The organism is Mesorhizobium sp. BHbdii (assembly GCF_053848045.1).
In genome coordinates, this window is record NZ_JBSPKX010000001.1 from 806887 (window position 1) to 828369 (window position 21483).

Annotated in this window: 21 protein-coding genes; 11 read left to right on the plus strand and 10 right to left on the minus strand. The window is 63.0% G+C overall.

Annotation, left to right across the window (positions count from 1 at the left end; genetic code table 11):
* Position 1 precedes the first annotated feature (1 nt).
* A complete protein-coding gene (locus ACWTU8_RS03900) occupies positions 2 to 1174 on the minus strand; it encodes a glycosyltransferase family 1 protein (protein WP_455847108.1) in 1173 nt (390 codons plus the stop codon).
* 402 nt (positions 1175 to 1576) lie between these two features.
* Here ACWTU8_RS03900 and ACWTU8_RS03905 point away from each other — a divergent pair, with 402 nt between their 5' ends.
* The gene (locus ACWTU8_RS03905) at positions 1577 to 2500 is read left to right on the plus strand and encodes a hypothetical protein (RefSeq protein WP_455847109.1); all 924 of its coding nucleotides are present in this window, start codon (positions 1577 to 1579) and stop codon (positions 2498 to 2500) included.
* Positions 2501 to 3016: 516 nt separating this feature from the next.
* On the plus strand, positions 3017 to 4111 hold the full coding sequence (locus ACWTU8_RS03910; RefSeq protein ID WP_455847110.1) for a hypothetical protein: 1095 nt from the start codon (positions 3017 to 3019) through the stop codon (positions 4109 to 4111).
* Positions 4112 to 4367: 256 nt separating this feature from the next.
* Here ACWTU8_RS03910 and ACWTU8_RS03915 read toward each other — a convergent pair whose 3' ends face one another.
* The 6 genes from ACWTU8_RS03915 to ACWTU8_RS03940 are packed head-to-tail and all read right to left on the minus strand — an operon-like array spanning position 4368 to position 10172.
* A complete protein-coding gene (locus ACWTU8_RS03915; RefSeq protein ID WP_455847111.1) occupies positions 4368 to 5297 on the minus strand; it encodes a phosphatidate cytidylyltransferase in 930 nt (309 codons plus the stop codon).
* A gap of 12 nt (positions 5298 to 5309) precedes the next feature.
* Positions 5310 to 5972 carry a lysophospholipid acyltransferase family protein gene (locus ACWTU8_RS03920; RefSeq protein WP_455847112.1) on the minus strand — a complete coding sequence of 221 codons (663 nt, stop codon included), beginning with the start codon at positions 5970 to 5972 and terminating at the stop codon, positions 5310 to 5312.
* Between the two features lie 8 nt (positions 5973 to 5980).
* Positions 5981 to 6409 carry a hypothetical protein gene (locus tag ACWTU8_RS03925; RefSeq protein ID WP_455847113.1) on the minus strand — a complete coding sequence of 143 codons (429 nt, stop codon included), beginning with the start codon at positions 6407 to 6409 and terminating at the stop codon, positions 5981 to 5983.
* Positions 6406 to 7758: a phosphatase PAP2/dual specificity phosphatase family protein gene (locus ACWTU8_RS03930; RefSeq protein WP_455847114.1), complete on the minus strand. Its 1353-nt coding sequence runs from the start codon at positions 7756 to 7758 to the stop codon at positions 6406 to 6408. Before ACWTU8_RS03930 ends, ACWTU8_RS03925 begins: the two co-directional genes overlap by 4 nt.
* 2 nt (positions 7759 to 7760) lie before the next feature.
* The gene (locus ACWTU8_RS03935) at positions 7761 to 9539 is read right to left on the minus strand and encodes a bifunctional alpha/beta hydrolase/class I SAM-dependent methyltransferase (protein WP_455847115.1); all 1779 of its coding nucleotides are present in this window, start codon (positions 9537 to 9539) and stop codon (positions 7761 to 7763) included.
* Positions 9540 to 9569: 30 nt separating this feature from the next.
* Complete coding sequence (locus tag ACWTU8_RS03940; protein ID WP_287349385.1) at positions 9570 to 10172, minus strand: CDP-alcohol phosphatidyltransferase family protein; 603 nt, start codon at positions 10170 to 10172, stop codon at positions 9570 to 9572.
* A gap of 401 nt (positions 10173 to 10573) precedes the next feature.
* On the opposite strand from ACWTU8_RS03940, the gene ACWTU8_RS03945 reads away from it, so the two are divergent.
* The 7 genes from ACWTU8_RS03945 (at position 10574) to ACWTU8_RS03975 (ending at position 17830) form a co-directional block, all read left to right on the plus strand.
* Positions 10574 to 11563, plus strand: coding sequence for a TIM barrel protein (locus ACWTU8_RS03945; RefSeq protein ID WP_455847116.1), 990 nt, complete (start codon positions 10574 to 10576; stop codon positions 11561 to 11563).
* Positions 11564 to 11599: 36 nt separating this feature from the next.
* On the plus strand, positions 11600 to 12658 hold the full coding sequence (locus ACWTU8_RS03950; protein ID WP_455847117.1) for a sugar ABC transporter substrate-binding protein: 1059 nt from the start codon (positions 11600 to 11602) through the stop codon (positions 12656 to 12658).
* A 60-nt stretch (positions 12659 to 12718) separates the two neighbouring features.
* On the plus strand, positions 12719 to 14263 hold the full coding sequence (locus tag ACWTU8_RS03955) for a sugar ABC transporter ATP-binding protein (RefSeq protein WP_455847118.1): 1545 nt from the start codon (positions 12719 to 12721) through the stop codon (positions 14261 to 14263).
* On the plus strand, positions 14260 to 15237 hold the full coding sequence (locus tag ACWTU8_RS03960; RefSeq protein ID WP_455847119.1) for an ABC transporter permease: 978 nt from the start codon (positions 14260 to 14262) through the stop codon (positions 15235 to 15237). The genes ACWTU8_RS03955 and ACWTU8_RS03960 overlap by 4 nt, the downstream gene beginning before the upstream one ends.
* The gene (locus ACWTU8_RS03965; protein WP_287088196.1) at positions 15234 to 16109 is read left to right on the plus strand and encodes a MurR/RpiR family transcriptional regulator; all 876 of its coding nucleotides are present in this window, start codon (positions 15234 to 15236) and stop codon (positions 16107 to 16109) included. The genes ACWTU8_RS03960 and ACWTU8_RS03965 overlap by 4 nt, the downstream gene beginning before the upstream one ends.
* Positions 16106 to 17044, plus strand: coding sequence for a ribokinase (locus ACWTU8_RS03970; RefSeq protein WP_455847120.1), 939 nt, complete (start codon positions 16106 to 16108; stop codon positions 17042 to 17044). The genes ACWTU8_RS03965 and ACWTU8_RS03970 overlap by 4 nt, the downstream gene beginning before the upstream one ends.
* A gap of 450 nt (positions 17045 to 17494) precedes the next feature.
* Positions 17495 to 17830 (plus strand): hypothetical protein, encoded by a 336-nt coding sequence (locus ACWTU8_RS03975; protein ID WP_455847121.1) that lies wholly within the window; start codon positions 17495 to 17497, stop codon positions 17828 to 17830.
* Positions 17831 to 18877: 1047 nt separating this feature from the next.
* Here the strand turns inward: ACWTU8_RS03975 and ACWTU8_RS03980 are convergent.
* Together ACWTU8_RS03980 and ACWTU8_RS03985 are read right to left on the minus strand one after the other, a co-directional pair.
* Positions 18878 to 19414 carry an Hsp20/alpha crystallin family protein gene (locus tag ACWTU8_RS03980; RefSeq protein WP_127208507.1) on the minus strand — a complete coding sequence of 179 codons (537 nt, stop codon included), beginning with the start codon at positions 19412 to 19414 and terminating at the stop codon, positions 18878 to 18880.
* A 57-nt stretch (positions 19415 to 19471) separates the two neighbouring features.
* Entirely contained in the window at positions 19472 to 19936 is a 465-nt protein-coding gene (locus tag ACWTU8_RS03985; RefSeq protein WP_455847122.1) for an Hsp20 family protein, read from the minus strand.
* 230 nt (positions 19937 to 20166) lie between these two features.
* Between ACWTU8_RS03985 and ACWTU8_RS03990 the strand changes: the two genes are divergently transcribed.
* Positions 20167 to 20385 carry a hypothetical protein gene (locus ACWTU8_RS03990; protein ID WP_029351265.1) on the plus strand — a complete coding sequence of 73 codons (219 nt, stop codon included), beginning with the start codon at positions 20167 to 20169 and terminating at the stop codon, positions 20383 to 20385.
* Positions 20386 to 20428: 43 nt separating this feature from the next.
* Positions 20429 to 20803 (plus strand): DUF982 domain-containing protein, encoded by a 375-nt coding sequence (locus ACWTU8_RS03995; protein WP_455847123.1) that lies wholly within the window; start codon positions 20429 to 20431, stop codon positions 20801 to 20803.
* A 96-nt stretch (positions 20804 to 20899) separates the two neighbouring features.
* On the opposite strand, the gene ACWTU8_RS04000 is transcribed toward ACWTU8_RS03995, so the two are convergent.
* Complete coding sequence (locus ACWTU8_RS04000; RefSeq protein ID WP_455847124.1) at positions 20900 to 21187, minus strand: usg protein; 288 nt, start codon at positions 21185 to 21187, stop codon at positions 20900 to 20902.
* Positions 21188 to 21483 lie beyond the last annotated feature (296 nt).

A 21483-nucleotide genomic window follows, 5' to 3' on the forward strand; every position in this document is an offset into this window, starting at 1 on the left:
GTCAGGCTCCCCGGCGCAAAGGCACAATGCTTTTCATTGCATAGGCGCGCTGAATATGGGCAGCCATTGCGTCCCACGTTCGTTCCCAGGACATGTTGGCGAGGTAGGCATCGACTTCCTTCAACAGGAAATTCCGGGGACGTGACAGAAGGGACCGAAGCTTGGTTTCGATGTCTTCGGCGTCAACAATGTCGACCAGGCCTTCGGCGCCATAGGTGCGCACGACGTCCACAATCGCCGTGGAGACCACCGGCAGTCCGGCGGCCAGGAACTCAGGAGTTTTGGTCGGGCTGATATAGCGTGTCGCCTCGTTGAGCGCGAAGGGCATCCAGCCGGCGCTCCAGTGCCTGAGATAGCGAGGCAGGTCGGCGTAGGGCTTGGCACCCAGCCAATGTAAGTTACTTGCGCGCGGCAAGCTTAGCGGGTCGATCTTGACCACCGGGCCGAGCATGACGAAATGCACTTCGGGCATTGCCGCAGCCGCCTGTGCGATCATTTCAACGTCGAGCCGTTCGTCGATCACGCCGAAGAAGCCCACTCTCGGGTGAGGTATGTCTGCCTGGTCTACAGGGTCATCGCCGGGCTCTCTTGCCTTGTGGAAATGCGCAACGTCGATGCTGCTGGGGAAGGGAAAAATCGACTTGTGGAGGCTTCGTTTGGCCTCGTACAGACTCTGCCCGCCCGTGAACACGACATCAGCGCGCTGGAACAGCGCCTTTTCCATCTGCGTCAACTCTGCCGGCGCGTCCTTGAAGGCGGAGAGTTCATCCATGCAGTCGTAGACGCACACGTCGTAGCGGAGATGATCGCTGAAACGCAGCGCCATCGGCGTGTAGTACCATACAGTCAGCCGGTCATGCGGCGCTGAGGTGAGGATCTGGTCGACGAACCTGCGCTGGATGGCGTCCGCCTTTGTTGCGGAAATGCCGGCCGGAAGAACCGGGGTTACGATTGTGATCATTGCAGATCGATCGTTCACCCGGATCGAAGGATAGCGTATTTCCTCGTAGACCGGCTCCTCAAAGTAAATTAGCTGCTGCTGTTTTGAGGCGTGCGTCAGAATATGCTGCGGGCGTTGGTGTACGAAATCCCACCTGAGGTGAGAAAAGCAAAGTAGAATAGACGATTTTATGGGGATATTTGATTTATTTTTTTTGCCACCCGCTATTTTCATGTAAGATTCCTCTGAATTATAGTTTGTAATTCTCCAGATTAACATATGTTAATCGAAGCGCTCCTGATGAATCCTTTATCCGTATATCTAACTTTCATTTGAGTAAGTTGTTCCAAGGATTTTAATTGGCTGTAGCCGCCGAGCCGGCCACTTGCGCAATCGTTCGAAGAGAAGCGGCGCTGCTAACAACACCCCACGGACATGTCGCCTCGGCCAAGGCGGAGGCGCTTGCAGCTTCATATCTCGCCAAATGTGGCGCATGGCCACAGAACGGCTGAAATCCGCTCAATCGTTCAACAACCATTCATGAGCGCAGGTATAAGAGTTAATGAGCCGCGCATGATTCGTTTTGGTCGCCACAGATGGCCGAAGCGGGCAGCCACCGTGAGAGAGCCGCAAGGAATGAAGTTCAACTTTGAAACCAACGTCTTTCCGTTGTTTCACCCGCAGTCCGTGGATGATCTGAAGGATCCTTGTCCGGTGTTCGACGGCGAGATTTGGCACGTCTTCGGTTCCAGCGGCACTGTCACGACCGAGAGCTGGAAAATACTACATGCCACGGCTCCGGACCTTTATGGGCCGTGGACTGAGCATAAGGCGCTCGACTTGCCGGTAACCGGATCGGGCATAGCGGCGCCCGGCGTCATTCATGAATGCGGCGTCTTCCATATGTTTATCCAGACCGAATTCATGAAGTCGGGCGGACGTTGCGAACATGCGGTTTCCAATGATGGCTTCAACTGGGTGGTGCTGAAACCGGCGATATTGTCCCTGCCGGGCACCGATGAGGACGGGATCTATGATCCCCATCCGGCGATCATCGGCGGCAAGCGCTACATCGTCTATTCAGGCATGCCTAAATTCACCAGGGTGCCGCAGCCTGACGTCTATCTGGCGCGCAGCCAATCCGATTCCTGGTTCGGGCCGTGGAAACGTCTCGGCAAGATATTGGACCATCTCGACGTTCCCCATCACAATGCGCGCGAGCATCCGGACTACGAATGGGGGATCGAGGGCGCCCAACTGGTCGAACTGCCCGACGGTCGCGTGCTTCTCAACGCCACCTGCTTCCTTCCCGAGGGGCCGCGCGGAAGTCGTCAGCGCGTATTCTTCGCCATCGCCGACGACGTCCAGGGTCCCTACGTGTCGGTCGGCCCCGTGCTTGATCCTGGTGAGCCTGGGGAGAACGGCCATTCGACGGTAATGATCGAGGGCGGGAAACTGACCTTGTTTTACCAGAGCAGACGTGAGGCAACGAACCATCGCTGGCGTTTCGGACTGGCTAGGTGCGACCTGGATCAGCAAGTCCTTTCACGAGTCGCCTAACAGGGACGCCCGGGCCGAGGCGTGGTGGCTGTGTCATGACTATTTCATTCGCGTTCCTGCGATCGTCCATAGCGATAGTCCATAACGTAACGATGATCGCAAGGCCGGCTCTGCCGCAAGGGCGCGGCAAACTACGGGCCATGATCGCGTCCTGGCTCGTTCTTCGTCAGGATCGACCGAGACCTGGATTACCTGCGGATCAACCACGTCGAGGGAGCCTTAGCAACTCATGACTGCCCACGAAGGGGCCTGAGTGGAAGAAAGCGATCCAGTTCCTGCATAGATGGGTTTGGGACGGGGTAACCCCACCGGAGGTGCGTCAGGCCTTCGAGGCCGTCGCTTAGGAGAAGGAGATGTTCCTTCCCTCCGACTAGGGCAGGGCAGCCTTGCACTGCAAATAGATGAGAGTCCGTTGGCCTGCCAACCCGGCGAAACATTTTGCCACCGCGGCAGTTATACCGCTCCGGGGACGAAATTCGGGGCATGCCTTTGAACGATATTAGATTGGCGATACCGGTGGAAGACTCTGCGCCGAGATCGGCTGCCGGCCTGCCTTGGATCAAGTTAGCCGGTTCCTATTTCGCAACCGAGGACGGCGAGGCATGGACGCCGATCGGGCACAATGATGCGGTAAGCTGGCCCGAACTCAATGGCCTGTTCCGGCGCGCCGATATGGCCGGCGTGGAAAATCATCTCCGTTGGCTGAAGGAAAGCGGCGTCACCTGCCTCAGGCTGATGCTGGAATATGCCCAGGTTCGCCACCGCTACTTCGAGAAGCCGCAGGGCCGCTTCGTGCCGGCAATGGTGCAATTGTGGGACGACCTCTTTCGTCTTTGCGAAAAACAGGGCTTAAGAATCCTGCTCACCCCCTTTGATACGTTCTGGCAGTGGCTGCACTGGCGCCACCACCCCTACAACCGCAATAACGGAGGCGTGCTGGACCACCCGTCGCGATTCCTGATCTGCGTCGAGACGCGCCGCGCGATCAAGGCAAGGCTGGAATTCGTGGTTCGCAGATGGAGCGGCAGCGGAGCCTTCTTCGCATGGGACCTCTGGAACGAGATCCATCCCGAGCAGGCTCAGGGCAGCGCGGATGGCTTCGGCGCCTTCATCCATGATCTCAGCGATTTTGTGCGCCGGCTGGAAACGTCACTTTACGGCCGCTCTCACCCGCAGACCGTCTCGCTGTTCGGACCTGAGCTTCGCTGGCGGCCCCACATGCCGCTGCCCGGGCCGATCTTCCGCCACCCAGACCTCGACTTCGCCTCCCTCCATCTCTACGAGGAGGGCACGATCGATGACCCCAGTGACACGGTGGCGCCGGCGCTCGGCATGGCGCGGATCGTCGGAGAGGCGCTCGGCGAAATCCGTGACGGCCGCCCTTTTCTCGATTCCGAGCACGGCCCGATCCACTCATTCAAGGACAAGAAAATCACGCTTCCGGAACCTTTCGATGATGAATATTTCCGCCATTTGCAATGGGCTCACCTGGCGGCAGGGGGCGCGGGTGGCGGCATGCGGTGGCCAGTATCGCGTCATCGCCTGGGATACCACTGCCGGCAGGCAAATGGCGGATTGGCAAGCGAATTCGGACGGCTGGCTGAAGCTTGATGTGCCGCCGTTCTCCGCCGATGTCGCCCTTGCCATCCGCCGAGGCGTTCTGGCTGCGCCATAACTATTTCATCCGCGGTCCCGTTGGTCCAAGCAGAGCCACGGGAAATATCTCTCACGACCTGCGGCAGGACTCGAAGGGTAGCGTGGTCGAGGGATCCGCAGGTTGCGCTCAAGGTCGCTGGCAGGCGCCGCATTCGCCGCCGGCTGTCAAGAAAGCGCCGCTTGCGGCTGCAAAATAAGGCTGTAGTTCCTGTCACGTCCAGAAATAGCGCACGGTGTGGAAGAAAACCGGGGCGGCGAAGACCAGGCTGTCGGCGCGGTCCATCATGCCGCCATGGCCCTCGATCAGATGGCCCCAGTCCTTCACCCCCTGATCGCGCTTAATGGCGGAGGCGACCAGTCCGCCGAGGAATCCCATCAAGCAGGCGATGAAGGCGACGCCCGCCGCCTGGAGCGGCGAAAACGGTGTCAGGAACGACAGCAGCGCGCCAAGCAGGCTCGACGTCGCCAGCCCGCCGACCAGCCCTTCCCAGGTCTTCGACGGCGAAACCTTCGGCGACATCAAGTGCCTGCCGAACAGCTTGCCGAAGATGTATTGCAGCACGTCGCTGCCTTGCACGGTGATGATCAGGAATGCGATCAGCAACAAATTGCGGCCCTCGAAGCCGGGCACCTCGAGCGTCAGCAGCGCCGGCACGTGGCTGACGCAGTAGACCGAGATCATGACGGCCCATTGCTGCGCCGAGACGCGCTCGAGAAAGCGCTCGGTGTCGCCATGAAGCGCGGTGATCGCCGGCATCAGCAGGAAACAGTAGACCGGGATGAAGATGGTGAAGAGCCCGTACCACGCGGTCCACACCAGCCAGTACTGGAACGGGATGATGATGCCGAACATGCCGAGCAGCACCCAATGGTCGCTGCGGCGGCTGTGCGTCAGCGTCACGAATTCACGCAAGGCCGCAAACGAGATCAGCGCGAACAGGAAGGTCATGCCGGAGCGGCCGAAGAAGAAGGCGACGGTGATCGCGACCACCATCACCCACCAGGCGTTGATGCGCTGGTTGAGGTTGACCAGCGTCGAGGACAGCGGCTTCGGCGCGCGCCACGACAGGATGCCGGCAACCAGGCTTGCTGTGGTCAGCACCGCAGTGAGGCCGACAACCAGAATGAGGGTTTCGTGCATTGGCATGTTGTTCTAGTCGTCTCTTAGCGGGCGGGGATTAAGCGCAAGCAGCGCCTTGCGGGCGCGGTCGAGAAAGGCCCTGCGTTCCTCGCCGGGCGCAATTGCGATCGGCGCGCCGAAGACCACGCGGCAGAGCAGCGGCACCGGCACGAACTGGCCCTTGGGGAGGACCCGCGACATGTTCTCGATCCAGCAGGGAATGAGTTCGACGTCGGGCCGCGCCATCGACAGATTGTAAAGGCCGGAGCGGAACGGCAGAAGAGGCTCGTCTGTCATGTTGCGCGTGCCTTCGGGGAAGATGATCAGCGAATGGCCCTCGTCGAGCACCGACAGCATGATCGAGATCGGATTCTCGGCCTCATCGATCCACTGTCGGTGGATGAGCACCGAGGACAGCATGTCCTGCGCGATGAACCGGCGCAGCCGCGATTTTCCCCAATAATCGGCGGCAGCGACGGCATGTGTGCGGGCGCGCTCCTTCTCGCTGAGGCAGGCAGACAGCAGGATGAAATCGCCGTGGCTGGCATGGTTGGCGAAGTAGATGCGCTGCCGGTCCGACGGCTTGCTGCCGTTCCAGATCGGCCGCACCCCGGTCACCGCCCAGGCCAGCGCCGATAGGCCGACCGAGGTCACGGTCTGCAGCAGGGTGAAAGTCCTTGTGCCGAGCTTGCTCATCGTCCGGCTCAGAAAGACAAGGCGACAGCGGATGCCGCCACGAACAGGCCGAGCGCGATGCGCTGCTTCATCAGCAGGCGCTGCGTGCCCGCGATGCGCCGGTCGAGCGAGCGGATGCCGGCAGCGGCCGGTTTAACGCGCATGCGCGCCAGCACGTCGTCGACCGAGGCACCGCCGGCGGCTTCGCTGATGTGGCTCGCCATCAGCCAGAACAGCAGCGCGTCGAAGACAAGCAGGGCCGAGACGGCGAGGGTGACCATGCCGCTCGCTGCCGCCACCAGCCAGGCCGCCGACGCTAGCGTCGTCGTCTGCGGCTGCGCTGCCATGGCAATGAACGGCGCGGCCACCAACGCGGCCAGCACCAGCAGCAGCGGCCACACCGCCTGCGTCATCAGGCTGGCGGCGAAGGCCTCGGCTTTGTCTCGATGGGCACTCATGCCGGCTCGTCCGCCGCGATCCGAAGATGCACCGGACGGCCCGATGCCGTTAGCCGCTTATGCGCCTGCGCCGGCGTTGGCGAGCGACCGCTGGCAACCAGCCAGTTGGCGACGATGGCGGCGCTGCGCTGGAAGCCTAGCGCGCAGCAGACCAGCACGGTGCCGTGGCCGCGGGCCGCCTCGATCGCCGCCACCGCTTGCGTTTGCGCCGCTTGCGAGGGCGGCAAAAGATCGACCATGGCGACAGCCGTCCAGCGGCAGGTGACGCCGCGCGGGCTTTCCAACTCGCCGGCAAGGTCGATTACCGTGCCGAAAGCGTCGGCCTCGGCGGCGGTGGGAAAGCGGCCGAGGAAGACGCCGTCGGCGATCGCGACATGCGGCGGCAGCTTGCGCGTCCACGCCCACACATTGATCCTGGCGCCAAGCCGGTAAGGCAGCAGCAAAACACGGCTGGCCAGCGAGACGCTGCCATCGGCCGCTTTCTGGAACACTTTGGCGCCGGCTCCGACATAGGCGAAGGCGACGATGGCCAGCGCCAGCGCCGGCCACAGCAGGATGAGCCACAGCGCCGAGACGAAGGCGCCGGCAACGGCGCCGGCCAGTGCCAGCGTTGCGACGAGCGCGTAGAACAGCGCCAGCCGCCGTGCCTTGGGATCGGCGGTCAGCCGGAAGCCGGCGAACGGCAATTCGCCGTCGCGCGGGAACAGCCACAGGGCGAAAAAGCCGAGCAAAGCGCCGGTCGGGATATCGATGACATGGTGCTGCCATGTCGTCAGCACCGAGGCGCCGATCAGGAAACACCAGACGTGCCAGACGATGGCGGCCAGGCCTTTGAGCCGACAGCGCCAATGATCCCAGACGATGACAAGCAGCGCGATGTGCAGCGACGGCGCCTGGTTGAACGGCTTGTCGAAGCCGCCGAGCACCGCGAACATAAACCCCGGCAGGCCTGATGTCTGCGGCCGCATGAAGGTCGCCGTCAGCGGGAACAGGATGAAACAGGCGACGGCGATGATCTGCGCCGTGAGGTAACGGCCGGCGAGCCGGTCGACGCCGCGCTTGGTATCGTTTAACAGCAGCGACAGGCCGTAGAACAGGTTGATCGACCAATAGGGCACGATCGTCCAGGCGATGAACGGGATGCCGCGCTCCCAGGCAAAGACGATGCTGCCGACATCGTCGCGCTGCGACGCCAGCCAGTTGGCGAAGCCGTAGGTCACATAGAAGAACGGCGCCAGAAACGCCAGCCACAACGCAGCGCGCAGCACGATTCCGGCGTACGGCTCGCGCGCGGAGGCAGAAAGGGCAGGGGGCGCGGCAACGGCGGCGCCAAGGACTGGCAAGACCATGCTCAGACGCGCCGCGCGATCGAGACGGTGAAGATGCCCCACTGGTCGATGCGCTGGTCGAGCTTTTCGAAGCCGGCCGCCGCCACCAGCTGGTCCATCTCGCCTTGCGTGCGCCGGCGCATCACCCAGGCCTGGCCACCGCGATGCGAGGTCAGGCTGCGCGCGATCATTTCGAGCTGCGGATGCCAGGGTTGGTTGGTGTAGAGAAGCAGGCTGCCGGGCTGCATCGCCTTGGCCAGCCCGCCGAGCGAGCGGGCGATCATGGCGTTGTCGGCAAACAATTCGTAAAGCCCGGAGATGATGGCCAGGTCCGGCGCCGGATCGAGCCCGGCCAGCATTTGGGCGTCGAATGCGTCGGCCTGGTGGAACGAGACGCTGGTCGGCAGTTGCCGCTCGGCGATCAGCTTGCGGCCGAGCGAAACGTTGAGGTCGGAGAAATCCTGCAGCCGCACGCTGGCCGGCGGCTCAGTGCATTTGGCGACGGCGTCGAGCACGTAGCGGCCGTGGCCGGCGGCGATATCGACGATATGGACCGGCCGGCCGGCCTTCAGCGTCCGAGTGGCGCTGCCGATCAGCTCTTCCAGGTGCAGCTTGCGCTGGCGGATGCCGCGCCAGCCGATGGCGTCGAGAAAGGTGCGGTCGATCATGCGGCCGAGCGGACCGTGGCCCCGCGCCTCGTTCTCGTAGACATAGTCGAGAGTCGAGCCGGAATCGAAGCCGGTGGCAATTCCCGTCTTCATGCCTGACGACAGCCAGGCGCCCATGCGGATCGAGGCGCGGCTCATTGCCCAGTAGAGGCCCCTCGGCGACAGCAGGGCGAGCGGCGAGGCGAGCCGGTCGGCCTCGTCGCGTGTGAAGCCGGCGCGGTCGGCCGCGGTCAGGTCGACCGGCTTCTCCGGGGTCGCGAACTGTCTTTCGAGGAACGGCTTGATCAGATCGAGTGCCTTGCGGCGTTCGCGTTCGCCGAGCGTGTCGTGGAAGAAGCCGGGCAGCACATGCCGCTCCTTGGCCGGGCTGGCGAGATTGACGAAGAACTCGTGCTGAGGTCCATGCCGCACCACCCAGTCGCTGCCGGAGATCAGCAATTGCGTCGGCGCGGTGATGGCGCGGGCGTCGGCCACGATACGCGCGGCGTGATCGTAGAGCTCGACCAGGATGTTGGACGCGATCGGCCGCGTGATCAGCGGATCGGCCTCGAAGGAGACGATGCGCTCGGGGTCATGCGTCAGGAACTTGGCCTTGACGTAGGAATTGACGAAGAAGCGGCCCTTGATCTTCTGCCACAGCGCAATGCCTTGCTTGGCGAAGGGCACGTAGAGCTTGACCGAAAAGGCCGGCGAGGCCAGCACCACAGCGCGAATCTGCGGTGCATAATCATGCACCCAGGCGGCGGCGAGCACCGCGCCGAACGATTGGGCGATCAGCGCGATGTCGCGCTGGCCGAACCCGTCTCTGCCGATCTCGCGTACGAAACAATCGATGTCGCGCACCAGCGCGGCAAAGGACGGCGCATAGCCGCGTTCGCCGGCCGAGCGGCCATTGCCGCGCGCGTCCCAGGCATAAAAGGCATGGTCGGGCATGTCGAGTTCGTCGACCAGATGCGCCATGCGGCCGCCATGCTCGTGGCCGCGGTGGAACAGCAGGACCGCGCCCTTGGCAGGTCGCCCGACCGCCGGCCAGTAGCGGTAGAAGATCTCGGTGCCGTCATGCGTGCGGAAGGTGCGCTCCTGCGCCACCCGCTGCTCGCTTGCGGAAGCGGCAATCGTTGGTTCATGAAGCATGTTGTTCCCCTGGCGGATGTGACCGGAATTTCAGCCACCGCTCCCGTTAAGGCCGCTGCGTATCCGGTTGATGGCGGTCACCAGCGAGAGTGTAGCCATTGCCGGAAACACAAACGGCGTGATCGCTTCCACCCATAGGCCGCAGGCGATGAGGAAGGCGACGATGCCGAGCGCCAGCGCCCGATCGCTCTTGCCGAACGGCCCGGCATAATTGCGCCCCGTGCCCGCCGCGATGCCGAGCACACCGGCGAATTCCACAAGCACTGCCGTGATGGCAAAGGCGACGACACCCCAGGCGGAGAAGAGAGCGGCAAAGGCCAGGATCAGCGCGAGGTCTGAGACGACGTCGCAGAGTTCGTTGAGGTACATGCCAAGCTTCGAGGCCTGACCATGTTCCCGCGCGAGCATGCCGTCGATGGCGTTGAGTGCCATGCGCGCAAACAGCACCACCGGCATCAGGATGAAGATCGCGCGATGGCCGGCAAGGGCCGCGACCAGAATGCCGGTGGCGACCGACAGGGCGGCAGCCAGTAGCGTGATCTGGTTGGCGGTGACGCCGGCCCCGGCCAGCCGATCGGCGAGCGGCCGCAGCTTCGCCTGGAAGGCCGGTTTGAGCGCATAAAGCGTCGGCATGTGCGAACCCCCCGGCCGCGGTGCAACTAACGTCTGCGAGGATGGTCAATTGGCGCGCAAGACGCAAGGGCGGCGAGCGGTTGTACATGGTTACGATCAGCAGCGCTGGCCGAGGTAACAAGCGACCGCTGTGCAAGCTCGGAATAGAGCGCCTGGCATGTGCTGGGAATCCGCTGCACGTGCGTTGTTACCGTTTTCGCGAAGGCGGTAACAACTCCGCTTGAAGCTGCGTGGACGCGGGTTGAAACCAGTTTATTGGCAGTTCGCTCTCTTCCTGGTGCACGCTCTGCGGCCGCCATCATGCCGGATCGAAACAGCTCCCGCCGTTTTGGTGGGCATCTCTCAAACGCTACTTTACAAATACTCGTGCATATGTGAAGTTATGTCCAAAAGGATCATCCATGACAGCCAATCGTTTCGCCACACGCCTCAATTCCTTTGCCTCGCGCCCACAGGCCGAATGGCCGGATCTTATCGGCAAGCCGTCCATGCTGCAGATGGCGGCGCGTGCGGCGAAGGTTGCGGGGCTGACCGACCTCGACCTCAACTTTCCCGATCATGTCGATGAAAAACCTGCGGAAATGGCGCGAAAGCTCGGCGACATCGGCCTTTCCGTCAATGGTTTTGCCATGCGCTACTACTCCAATCCGGCCTTCAAGCTCGGCGCCTTCACCAATCCTGATCCCGCGGTTCGCCGCGAAGCCATCGACCTGACCAAGGCTGGCATCGATACCGCTCGTGAGGCCGGCACCAATCTGATGACGCTGTGGCTCGGGCAGGACGGCTTCGATTATGCCTTCCAGGCCGATTACGCCACGCTCTGGCAACACGAGATTGATGGGATTCGTGAAGTTGCAGCGCACGACCCCGATTGCCAGATCAGCCTGGAATACAAGCCCAACGAGCCGCGCTCCTACAGCCTGATGCCCGACGCGGCGACGACATTGCTGGCCATCCGCGAGATCGCCCTGCCCAATCTCGGCGTGACGCTTGATTTCGCCCATGTGCTCTATGCCGACGAGCAGCCGGCCTTTGCCGCAGCACTCGTCGCGCGCCACAGCAAGCTGCTCGGCGTCCATCTCAATGACGGCTACGCCAAGCGCGACGACGGCCTGATGGTCGGCGCGGTGCATACGCTGCAGACGATCGAGCTGCTCAGGCAGATCCGCCGCGACGGCTACGCCGGCGCCATCTACTTCGACACGTTTCCCGACATAACCGGGCTCGATCCGGTCCACGAATGCGAAGTCAACATCGCGACCGTCAAGCGCATGCTGCGCGTCGTCGATCGGCTGGAAAAGGACAACCACCTGTCCACCGCCATCGACCGTCAGGACGCAGTCGCGTCGCAGGCCATCATCCAGGAAGCCATGCTCGGACCGGACAGCTGAGCCGGCCATCACCATTTTCAACAAGGGAGGAAGACCATGAAATTTCTGCTTGCCACCGCTGCCGCTGCCCTGATGGCGCTGTCCATCGGCTCGGCTTTTTCCGCGGACCTTGCGCCGCTCAATTCCGACACCGAGAAGGATCGGATCGACTGGTCGCAGCTTGAGGCCAAGTTCGGTCCGTTCCCCAAGCTGCCCGACGGCACCAGGGCCGGCGCCGTTTCCAAGACGCTGACCAACGAATACTGGCGCTCGCTGGGTGAGGGCTACAAGTCGTTCGGCGACCGCGTCGCTGTTCCCGTCGTCTACCAGGCGGCGCAGAGCGAGGGCGACCAGCTCGGCCAACTCACAATCGCCGAAGGCCTGGTCACGCAAGGCTACAGCGTGCTGCTCGTCTCGCCGCAGACCGACTCCAACCTGCAGCCGATCATGGAACAGGCCAAGGCCGCCAACGTGCCGGTGGTCAACGTCAATGACGCGGTCATCCCGCAGGCCGAGCACTATGTCGGCAATGTCCAGCGCGACAATGGCGTGCGCGTCGCCAGATGGTTCATCAAGAACCGGCCGGATGGCGGCAAGGTCGCCATCGTCGAAGGCCAGGCCGGCGTCTATGCCGCCGTCCAGCGCACCCACGGCTTCAAGACCACGATCACCGAGGCCGGCAAGTTCGAGGTCGTCGCCAGCGTCCCCGGCAACTGGGATCGCCAGACCTCCTACGACGCGGCCACCAACATCCTGCAACAGCACCCCGACCTGATCGGCTTCTATGCCAACAACGACGGCATGGCGCTGGGCATCGTTGAGGCGGTCAAGGCCGCCGGGCTGCAGGACAAGGTCGCCGTCTTCGGCACCGACGGCATCTCCGACGCCTATGCCTCGATCCGCGCCGGGGAGCTGACCGGCACCGTCGATAGCTTCCCGGTGCTGACCGGCGAGGTGGCGCTGGAATCGGCGCTGCGACTGGTGGCCGGGCAGAAGCTGCCGCGTGTCGTCGCCACGCCGCAGGCGCTGATCACCAGGGACAATGCCGACCGTTATTCCGGCGCCGGCGACGCCGTGCGCAAGGCGCTGCTCGAGGACGCGGCAGCGGGCAATTAAGGGGCAGGACTACGGGTGCCGGCCCTTCGGCTGGCGCCCTTTGCCTGGAGAATAGAACCAATGTCCGTGATCCCCCGGCTGCAATTCGAGGGCATTTCCAAGATGTTTCCGGCCGTGCGGGCGCTTGGCGATGTGTCTTTTTCGGTCGGCGGCGGCGAAATCCATGGCCTGCTCGGTGAGAACGGCGCCGGCAAATCGACGCTGCTGCGCATCCTGTCGGGGGTCTACAGGCCGACAGCCGGAAGCGTGCTGATCGACGGCAGACCGGTAGCGCTGAACAACCCGGTCGCGGCGCGCGCAGCGGGCGTCGCCATGATCCATCAGGAATTGCAGCAGGTGCCGCACCTCAGCGTCGCCCAGAACATGTTCCTCGGCCATCCGCTGACGCGCGGCGGCATCTTCGTCGCACGGCGCGAGCAGGAACGCCGCGCCGCGGAAGCCCTTGCCGCCATAGACCCGACGATCGATCCGGCAGCTCCGCTCGGCAGCCTGAAAGTCGCGCAGCGGCAGATCGTCGAGATCGCCCGGGCGCTGCTCGATCGTGCGCGCATTGTGGCGATGGACGAGCCAACATCGAGCCTGACGCCGAGCGAGTTCGAGCGACTGGCCGAAGTCATTGCCGGCCTGGCCCGCGACGGTGTCGCGGTCGTCTATGTCTCGCACAAGCTGGACGAGGTGTTCGGCATCTGCCAACGCGCCACCATCATGCGCGACGGCGTCGTGGTCGATTCGGTCAATCTCGCGCAGGTGTCGGAAAAGGCCGTCGTTTCGATGATGGTCGGCCGCGAGCTTGCCCAGGAACAGCACCGCTCGCACGCATCCAGCGAGGTCAGGCTGAGCGTGCGTTGCCTCGCCTCGGCAACCAAGGTCCATGACGTCTCGTTCGACCTGCATCGCGGCGAGGTGCTGGGCATTGCCGGCCTGGTCGGCTCGGGCCGCACCGAACTGCTGCGGCTGCTGGCCGGCGCCGACCGCGCCTCATCAGGCACGGTCGAGATCGACGGCAAGGCGATCAAACTTTCCAATCCGCGCGACGCCATCGCCGCCGGTATCGGCCTGGTGCCGGAGGAGCGCAAGCGCGAAGGCATCGTGCCGTTGCGGTCGATCTCCAGCAATATGGCGCTGGCGTCGATGGGCGTGTTCGCACCGCGCGGCATCATCGATCACACCAGGCTGAAGCGGATCGCGGCTGAGAAGATGAAGCGGGTCAATCTCAGGCCATTCCTGCTCGACCGGCCGATCCGGCTGTTCAGCGGCGGCAACCAGCAGAAGGCGATCATCGGGCGCTGGCTGGCGGCGGGAACGCGCATCCTTTTGTTCGATGAGCCGACGCGCGGCATCGATGTCGGCGCCAAGGCGGAGATCTATCATTTGATCGAGGAGCTCGCCGCCGAAGGCCATTCGGTCGTCGTCGTGTCGTCCGAGCTTCCCGAGGTGATCCGGCTCGCCGACCGCGTGCTGGTCATGCGCGACGGCACGGTTGCCGCCGAATTCGGCCGGGCTGATCTCAGCGAACAGGCAGTCGCGGCGCATGCCATACCCCAATCGGAAGTGAGGGCCGGCACGGCGCGCCACGTCGGCGTAACAGACAGGACCAGCGGATGACTGATGTAACGGAACATACAGCAGCCCGGCCACGGGCGGATTTCCTGCACCGGTTTTCCATGCGCGACGCCGGCACGCTGATCGGCCTGGTGGTGATCCTCGCCGTCTTCGGTGCGCTGGTCCCGGGCTTCTTTGCTGAGCGCAATCTGATCAACATCCTGCAGCAGTCGAGCATTAACGCCTGCCTGGCGTTGGGCATGACGCTGGTGATTATCTCGGGCGGCATCGATTTGTCGGTCGGACCGACGGCGGCTCTTTCGGCCGTCATCTCGGCGTCTATGCTGGTTGCCGGCGTGCCGTTTCCGCTGGCCATCGCCGCCGGCTTCGCCATCGGCCTCGTCTGCGGGCTGCTCAACGGCGTGCTGGTCGCCTATGTCGGGCTGCAACCTTTCATCGTCACGCTGGGAACGCTCAGCACCTACCGGGCTCTGGCGCTGATCTATACCGGCGGCAACCCGGTGCTCGGCCTGCCTGCCGGCTTCCGCGCCATCTTCAACGGATCTTTGTTCGGATTGCCATTGGCGGTCATCATTGTTGCCGTGGTCGCGCTGATCGCCTGGATCATCCTCAAGAAGACGCCGTTCGGCGAATATCTGCTCGCCGTCGGCGGCAACGAGGAGGCCGCCTACATAGCCGGCGTGCCGATTGCCCGCACCAAGATCGCCGCCTACATGATCTCGGGCCTGCTGGCGGCCCTTGCCGCGCAGATCCTGATTGGCCGGCTGGGTGCTGCTGAGCCCATTCTCGGCAATCTCTGGGAGCTCGATGCGATTGCCGCGGCGGCCATCGGCGGCGCCTCGCTGATGGGCGGCAAGGGAAGCGTGGTTGGCACCATTCTGGGCGCCGTCATCCTCGGCTCCATGCGCAACGGCCTGACGCTGATGAATGTCCAGTCCTTCTATCAGCTCCTGGCAACTGGCCTTATAATCCTCGCCGCGATGCTCATCGATCGCGTGACGAGGGGACGTGGATGACCTTGACCAGTCTGGATCTGAAAGCAGTAGGGCCGCGGATTCGCATGATGATGCCGCATCTGACGCCGCTCGAGGCCAAGGTGGTGGAAACCGTGTTCGGGCGGCGCGGCTTCGACGAGAGCATTCCGCTCAAGCAGATCGCCGAGGAGGCCGGCGTGTCGGAGGCGATGGTCGTCAAGATCGCCAAGAAGCTGGGTTTTTCCGGCTATCGCGACTTCCGCACCGCGGTCTATGAGTACAGCCGCCTGCCGACCGCCGAAATGCACCAGGAGCTGTCGGTCGACGACAGTTCGGCCGAGATCGTACAAAAGGTATTCCGCACCTCCATCCAGGCGTTGGAGGAAACGCTGGCCATCCTGGACATGGACGATTTCGACCGCGCCGCCGATCTTCTCTACCGCGCCAAGAACCGTGATTTCTATGGCGTCGGCGGCTCGGCGCAGATCGCGCGCGACGTCTCGCACAAATTCCTGCGCATCGGCATCCGCGCATCAGTCTACGACGATTCGCACATGATGCTGATGTCGGCATCGCTGCTTGGCGCCGACGACATCGCCGTCGGTTTCTCGCATTCCGGCAACACCAGCGCCGTCATCGACGCCATCCACCTCGCCCGGAAGAGCGGGGCGCGGACGCTGGCGATCACTAACTACGACAACTCGCCGCTGGCCGCCGTCGCCGACATCGTGCTGTGCTCGACCGCGCAGGGCTCGCCATTGATGGGCGAGAACGCGGCGGCACGCATTGCCCAACTCAACATTCTCGACGCGCTGTTCGTCGCGGTGGCGCAGCGCGATTACCAGGCGGCGGAGCGCAATCTCGGCCGTACCATGTCGGCGGTGACGTCGAAACGCCGGGACAGGGGCACATGACGGCTTCCCCGCCGCTGGTCACCGTGTTCGGCAGCCTGCATTACGACATCATGGTCGAAGCCCCCGACCGCCCGCGCAAAGGCGAAACTGTGACCGGCCATGCCTGGCAGCCGAAATGTGGCGGCAAGGGCGGCAATCAGGCGGTGTCGGCCGCGCGGGCCGGCGTGCGCTCGGCAATGATCGGCGCCGTTGGCGATGACGATTTCGGCCGCGTGCTTCTCGGCAATCTCCAACGCAAAGGCGTCGACAGCCGCTTCGTGCGGGTCGCGCCCGGCGCCGGCTCCGGCATGAGCGTGGCGATCTTCGACGACGGCGGCGACTATGGCGCCGTGATCGTCTCAGGCAGCAATCTCACCTTGGGCGAGAAGGACATCGCCGCCGCGACCGAGATGGCTGCGCACACGGCGGTGCTGCTGCTGCAGAACGAGGTGCCTGAAGCCGCCAACATTGCCGCAGCGCGGGCGGTGAGGAGACACGGCGGTAGGATCGTGCTCAACGCCGCGCCCGCGCGAAAGCTGACCGGCGAACTGATCGCACTCACCGATATCGTTATCGTCAACGCCATCGAGGCGGAATTTCTGGCCGGCATTCCGGTCGTCGACACGCTCGAGGGCGCTGCCGAGGCGGCACGTAGGCTGGTCGATTTCTACCCGGCCGCGATCGTCACGGCCGGTGGGGAGGGCGTTGCCTATTGCGACCGCGACGGCCAGGCGTTCGCGCTGGCGGCGATCCCGGTGAAGGTCGTCAGCACCCATGGCGCCGGCGACGAGTTCGTCGGCGCGTTCGCGGCAGGCCTTGCCCGCGGGCATCAGGTCGAGGCCGCCATCGCCGCCGCCAACGCCGCCGCAGCCTTGCTGGTCGCCACGCCGGAAACGGAAGCGCGAGGCGATCTGAGACAAGGCCCTGAGAAGGGGGCGCTGAGAAGGGGGCGCTGAGAAGGGGGCGCGCCCATCTCAGCTATAGGGCGACCAGCACTGCTGGCGAGGGCCGGCGGCGCAACGACGCCCTCAGGATGGCAGCTCGGCATAGTCGGGCGGGGCTCATTGGGTATGATGCTTTGTTAGCATCGGACTGGCGAGCCACTTACGGCAACAAGGTTAGTTCGGTGCACCACCAGCAAGAATGTATCGAAAGCCGTTCGTCGTCATCCAGCGGCACGTGCCAGATGCGTTGCCCACGCGCGGAATGGCTCCCGGTTCGGGGTCTATATGCGGCTTTAGCATCGCGACTTGCCAGCAATGGCGCCCGTGATAGGCGATAGAAAGGCCCGCGCCGTTTAATTGGAGGACGCGGGGCAGGGTATTGCGGCCCAGGATTGTTCACGCCTGGTCACACGACGACCGGACCGGCCGCAAACGGCTGCACTTTAGTGGAACCTAATTTAAATGACGCTATTATCGTGCATGGGAAAACGCGAGGTCCAGACCGTTACTGAATACCGAATGGCTGGAGATCAGCTGACCGATGATCCAGTGATCGCTCTCGATATCGCGGAACGGATATTGCAGGCAGCCGAGCACGACCGGATTGTCTATGTCGTCGCGACAGCAGAGCCACCCCAAGCCGACCTTATCGAGAAAACAGAGCCTCAACAGATCAGGGCTACCACAACCTCTTTCCGCGATCTTGAAGTTTTGCTGCTTGTTCTCTATGCGGCCTATGCACTCGTCGTGCTGGGTGTCACCGCTTTCGTGGTGATGGAGTTAGGCGCTGTTCTGTAGACGTGCTCAGCAGTTCGACAATCGAAACGAAAGCCCGCCACCCTTTCGGATGACGGGCTCCGTTGCCTGGATGCCAGGAACGCCACGGTAGCGACTTCTGCTACTAATGCTCCCGTAGATATTCAATATGCGGCCTCCGCGCCGCCTGGCGCATCGGCTGAACAAATGAAGCCCGCGCCTCTGGCGAGAGCGCGGGCCCGATCGGGTTGCAGCCCGATCCGCAGCAGGAACCCGGAGGTTCCGCCGCTCGGGAGTAATTATTAGAACTTTCTAATATCCATGCATCGTCCGGATGAATGATGTAACCGCCCTCGTAAACGAACACCTTGTCAGGAGATTCTTTTGCCTGAGTCATGTTTGCTCCCTCTCCGCCGGGCCTCAAGCAAACTTTTGAGACAAACGTTCGTATTGGTGGATGGGTGCGCTTTCAGGAGAAAGCCGTGGGCAGACAGCAACGCACCGTCTTTTTGGTCGCGGTCTTCGCGTGTGTCCTTGGCTTTGTGCTGTTGGTCCTAATCCTGCAAATCGTGAGTTTGCTTGACTAGATAAGACACCGAAACCGGCTGCCGGTGTGAATTTTTCGCCGGGGCGCGTAGGGGGCTTTCTGCGTCTGGGTCGTTTCCGTGGCCGCTCGGCCCGCAGTTTCACCGGCCCGACAGCAACACGGTTTTCGCCCGAGGTGGGGAAGGAATTTCGCAGCATCCGCCTCGCAAATCGTCCGCGCACCTTGGCGGCATTGCGCGAGCTGCGCATGGCGCGGGCGCGGCGGCGCGGCAGGCTTCGCGCTTCGACGAAGCGGCGGTGAAGGACGCGATGGGGGCAGTACGCACCGCCACGACAAACCTTCAGGCGACGATGCAGGACTATCTGTTAAACCGCGCTGAAGAACGTCAAGGTCAAGCCCGCTGCCGGAAGTTGATGCTGGCAGGGCTTGTCCTCCCAAGGTATCCGACCATCGGCGGACGGCTGGATTGCAAACGCGGTAGTCGGTGGCGTATCCACCGACTGAGCGCAGCCGGGCGCGTGCGCGTCCGGCTGCCGATGTCGTCAGTGCTTGCTTCCGCCAGAACTGACTTTGCTGCCACTGATGGCGATGCGCTTGGCCTTCGTCTGCGCGCGCTGGGTCTTGGGCAGCGTCACGCTGAGCACGCCGTTGTGGAAGGCGGCATTCACCTTGTCCTCCTCGACCTCGTAGCCGAGCGGGATGCGGCGCTCAAAGCGGCCGTAGAACCGCTCGGAGAAGTGCCTGTCCTTGTCCTCGGTCTCGGAGCGCTTCTCGCCGCGCAGCGTCAGCACGCCGTCGTCGAGCAGCACCTCGACGTCCTTCTCGTCCATGCCGGGGATTTCGGCGGTCACGCGGATCTCCTTCTCGCTGTCTGAGATTTCAACACTCGGCCAGCTGGCGCGCGCCGACGAAAATCCGCTGAGCGACGGCATGCGCGTTTCGAAACCGCGGAACGCGTCATCGATCATGCGGTTCATCTCGCGATGCAACGCCATGAACGGGTCCCGGTCATCGTCACGATAGAAGCTGGGAACCGGACTGTTCTCCCGGCCCCACGGAATGAGATCACGAATAGCCATTGATGTTCTCCTTTCTCGACTGGTTGTGCCAAAGGCGAAGTCAGAGATCGCCTTCGCTCAGGCGGCCTGCTTCGGCTTCTCGACCTGCCCGGCCTTCGGCGCACCGCCTTGTTTGGCGATTGCAATGCGACGCGGCTTCATCTCCTCGGGCACTTCGCGCACAAGGTCGATCGTCAGTAGGCCGTTGTTGAGCGATGCGCCGGTGACCGTCATGTGATCGGCAAGCTCAAAGCGCCGTGTGAACGGCCGCACCGGAAGGCCGCGATGCAGATATTCCACTGTGCCCAGTTCCTTGCGCTCGCCCGAGACGATCAGAAGGTTGCGCTCGTGGCTGATGTCGAGATCGTCTTCGGAGAAGCCGGCGACGGCGATTTTCACGCGATAGGTGTTCTCGTCGCTTCGCTCGATGTCATAAGGCGGCCAGCTGTCGACTGCCTGAGGCGCGTTTTCCAGTAGGTTGAAGACGCGGTCGAAACCGATGCTCGACCGATAAAGCGGGGAAAAGTCGAATGCGGTTCTCATAGCTACATCCTCCATTGAGCAACATAGTACGAGGGACGCCAAAGAGCTGGCGCTCCCTGGGTTCTGCCGGTCCCATTCGGCAACCGGCAATTTCGATTTGGTTATTGCCAGCCCGAAATCAAGACCCAGATTCTGTCCCGCTGCCAGATTTTTGTTGCCACAGTGTGGCTGGTAATGGCGGTTTCAACCTTCATTTGAGGGTCGCGCCGGCACACCGCATGGAGGATACCATGACCATGACACGCGACGACGTCATTTCGGTGCTGGGCCCGGTGGACGACGCCGTCATCGCCGACATCGTCTCGACCGGCGCGACGATCGAAGAGTTGCGCGAGGCCTTTGCCTGGGTCGGCGCCGATGAGGCGCTGGTGAACGAGGGCCGCCCCCTGCCGTCGGCTAGGGTGGCGACGCTGATCGGGCTTCTCGAGCCGCCGGACGACGACATGTAGACGGTCGTTGCGTTTGCGCGGGAGACAGGTCTGGCAGGAGGTCTTGAAGCGCGCAGGCAGACGAACCATCTCGTTTGCCGGCGCCGATCGGGCCGCCCTCCTGCTTATTCGAGGATGTTACTTGCTCAAAAAAACAGAAAACAGAAAGAAGGAGGAAGTGATGAACGACGTCCCATTTTCCGAGCCGATCACGCTGAAGCTCCAATCCGTCGGAGAGCGCAAGGTCGCCAGCAGCTGGGAAGCCATCGAATGCATGCAGCAGTGGCCGGTCCGGGCACGCGGCCGGAGCTGGCGCGCAGCCTATCGCGCCTGCCGCGACGCGCTCGACGGCTGGCGCACCGCCCGCGAGGCTCGCACGGCGTTCGTCAAGGCGGCTCGCACGGCCGGACTGCTTGTCACGGGACGTAAATCCACCTGAGCATCAATCCACCTGAACGAATCCACCTGAGCGTCGGCGCGGACGCGCTATGCGGCAGAGGCGGCACCTTCATGAAAAGCGCCGCCTCTGCCTGTGTCACTGGAGCGTAATGACGCCACCCACCGCCCGCCATTCAGAGGGCTGGATCAGACGATGATGGGCGACGCGCACGGAATGCAGCGGGCCTTCGATCTCACGCTCCCAATGTTCGAGGAAATGCTTCAGCGTCGGGAAATCCGGGGCGATGTCGTATTCCTGCCAGATGAAGAGCTGCAGCAGGTTCCGATAATCGGGAAGACGATAATGGATCTCGGCCGTCGTCAGGCCAAAACCCTGTATCTGGAGCCGGAACGCGTTGCTGACCTGGAATTGATTGCTGACCATGCCATCTCCTTTTCGAACGTTCAGGCGTCCATCCTCCGCATGGAAAAACGCCTCCGCTTCCTCATCGGTTCCGGCCGCCGGCAGGCGGTGCCGGGATCGACGACGAAATCGGAAGGTTGCGCCGCGATTTCAAGCTGCGTCCGTCGTTTCAAGTCCTGGAATAGCGTTATTATTACAGTGCGTTGGCACTCGACCGCGGCGAGTGCTAAAATTTTTTCGGCATCCTCTTGAATGCCTGGATCGGCAGACTAACTCGATATGCGCGCTGCCTGAACAGGAGTCGCGCACCGTCGCAT

Bases quoted from the DNA above. Each gene is read 5' to 3' on its own strand.
- ACWTU8_RS03960 (WP_455847119.1), top strand. From the start codon at position 14,260: ATGACTGATGTAACGGAACATACAGCAGCCCGGCCACGGGCGGATTTC.
- ACWTU8_RS03975 (WP_455847121.1), top strand. From the start codon at position 17,495: ATGACGCTATTATCGTGCATGGGAAAACGCGAGGTCCAGACCGTTACT.
- ACWTU8_RS03980 (WP_127208507.1), bottom strand. From the start codon at position 19,414: ATGGCTATTCGTGATCTCATTCCGTGGGGCCGGGAGAACAGTCCGGTT.
- ACWTU8_RS03955 (WP_455847118.1), top strand. From the start codon at position 12,719: ATGTCCGTGATCCCCCGGCTGCAATTCGAGGGCATTTCCAAGATGTTT.
- ACWTU8_RS03970 (WP_455847120.1), top strand. From the start codon at position 16,106: ATGACGGCTTCCCCGCCGCTGGTCACCGTGTTCGGCAGCCTGCATTAC.
- ACWTU8_RS03940 (WP_287349385.1), bottom strand. From the start codon at position 10,172: ATGCCGACGCTTTATGCGCTCAAACCGGCCTTCCAGGCGAAGCTGCGG.
- ACWTU8_RS03985 (WP_455847122.1), bottom strand. From the start codon at position 19,936: ATGAGAACCGCATTCGACTTTTCCCCGCTTTATCGGTCGAGCATCGGT.
- ACWTU8_RS03915 (WP_455847111.1), bottom strand. From the start codon at position 5,297: ATGCACGAAACCCTCATTCTGGTTGTCGGCCTCACTGCGGTGCTGACC.
- ACWTU8_RS03925 (WP_455847113.1), bottom strand. From the start codon at position 6,409: ATGAGTGCCCATCGAGACAAAGCCGAGGCCTTCGCCGCCAGCCTGATG.
- ACWTU8_RS03920 (WP_455847112.1), bottom strand. From the start codon at position 5,972: ATGAGCAAGCTCGGCACAAGGACTTTCACCCTGCTGCAGACCGTGACC.
- ACWTU8_RS03900 (WP_455847108.1), bottom strand. From the start codon at position 1,174: ATGAAAATAGCGGGTGGCAAAAAAAATAAATCAAATATCCCCATAAAA.
- ACWTU8_RS03905 (WP_455847109.1), top strand. From the start codon at position 1,577: ATGAAGTTCAACTTTGAAACCAACGTCTTTCCGTTGTTTCACCCGCAG.
- ACWTU8_RS03965 (WP_287088196.1), top strand. From the start codon at position 15,234: ATGACCTTGACCAGTCTGGATCTGAAAGCAGTAGGGCCGCGGATTCGC.
- ACWTU8_RS03930 (WP_455847114.1), bottom strand. From the start codon at position 7,758: ATGGTCTTGCCAGTCCTTGGCGCCGCCGTTGCCGCGCCCCCTGCCCTT.
- ACWTU8_RS04000 (WP_455847124.1), bottom strand. From the start codon at position 21,187: ATGGTCAGCAATCAATTCCAGGTCAGCAACGCGTTCCGGCTCCAGATA.
- ACWTU8_RS03945 (WP_455847116.1), top strand. From the start codon at position 10,574: ATGACAGCCAATCGTTTCGCCACACGCCTCAATTCCTTTGCCTCGCGC.
- ACWTU8_RS03935 (WP_455847115.1), bottom strand. From the start codon at position 9,539: ATGCTTCATGAACCAACGATTGCCGCTTCCGCAAGCGAGCAGCGGGTG.
- ACWTU8_RS03950 (WP_455847117.1), top strand. From the start codon at position 11,600: ATGAAATTTCTGCTTGCCACCGCTGCCGCTGCCCTGATGGCGCTGTCC.
- ACWTU8_RS03990 (WP_029351265.1), top strand. From the start codon at position 20,167: ATGACCATGACACGCGACGACGTCATTTCGGTGCTGGGCCCGGTGGAC.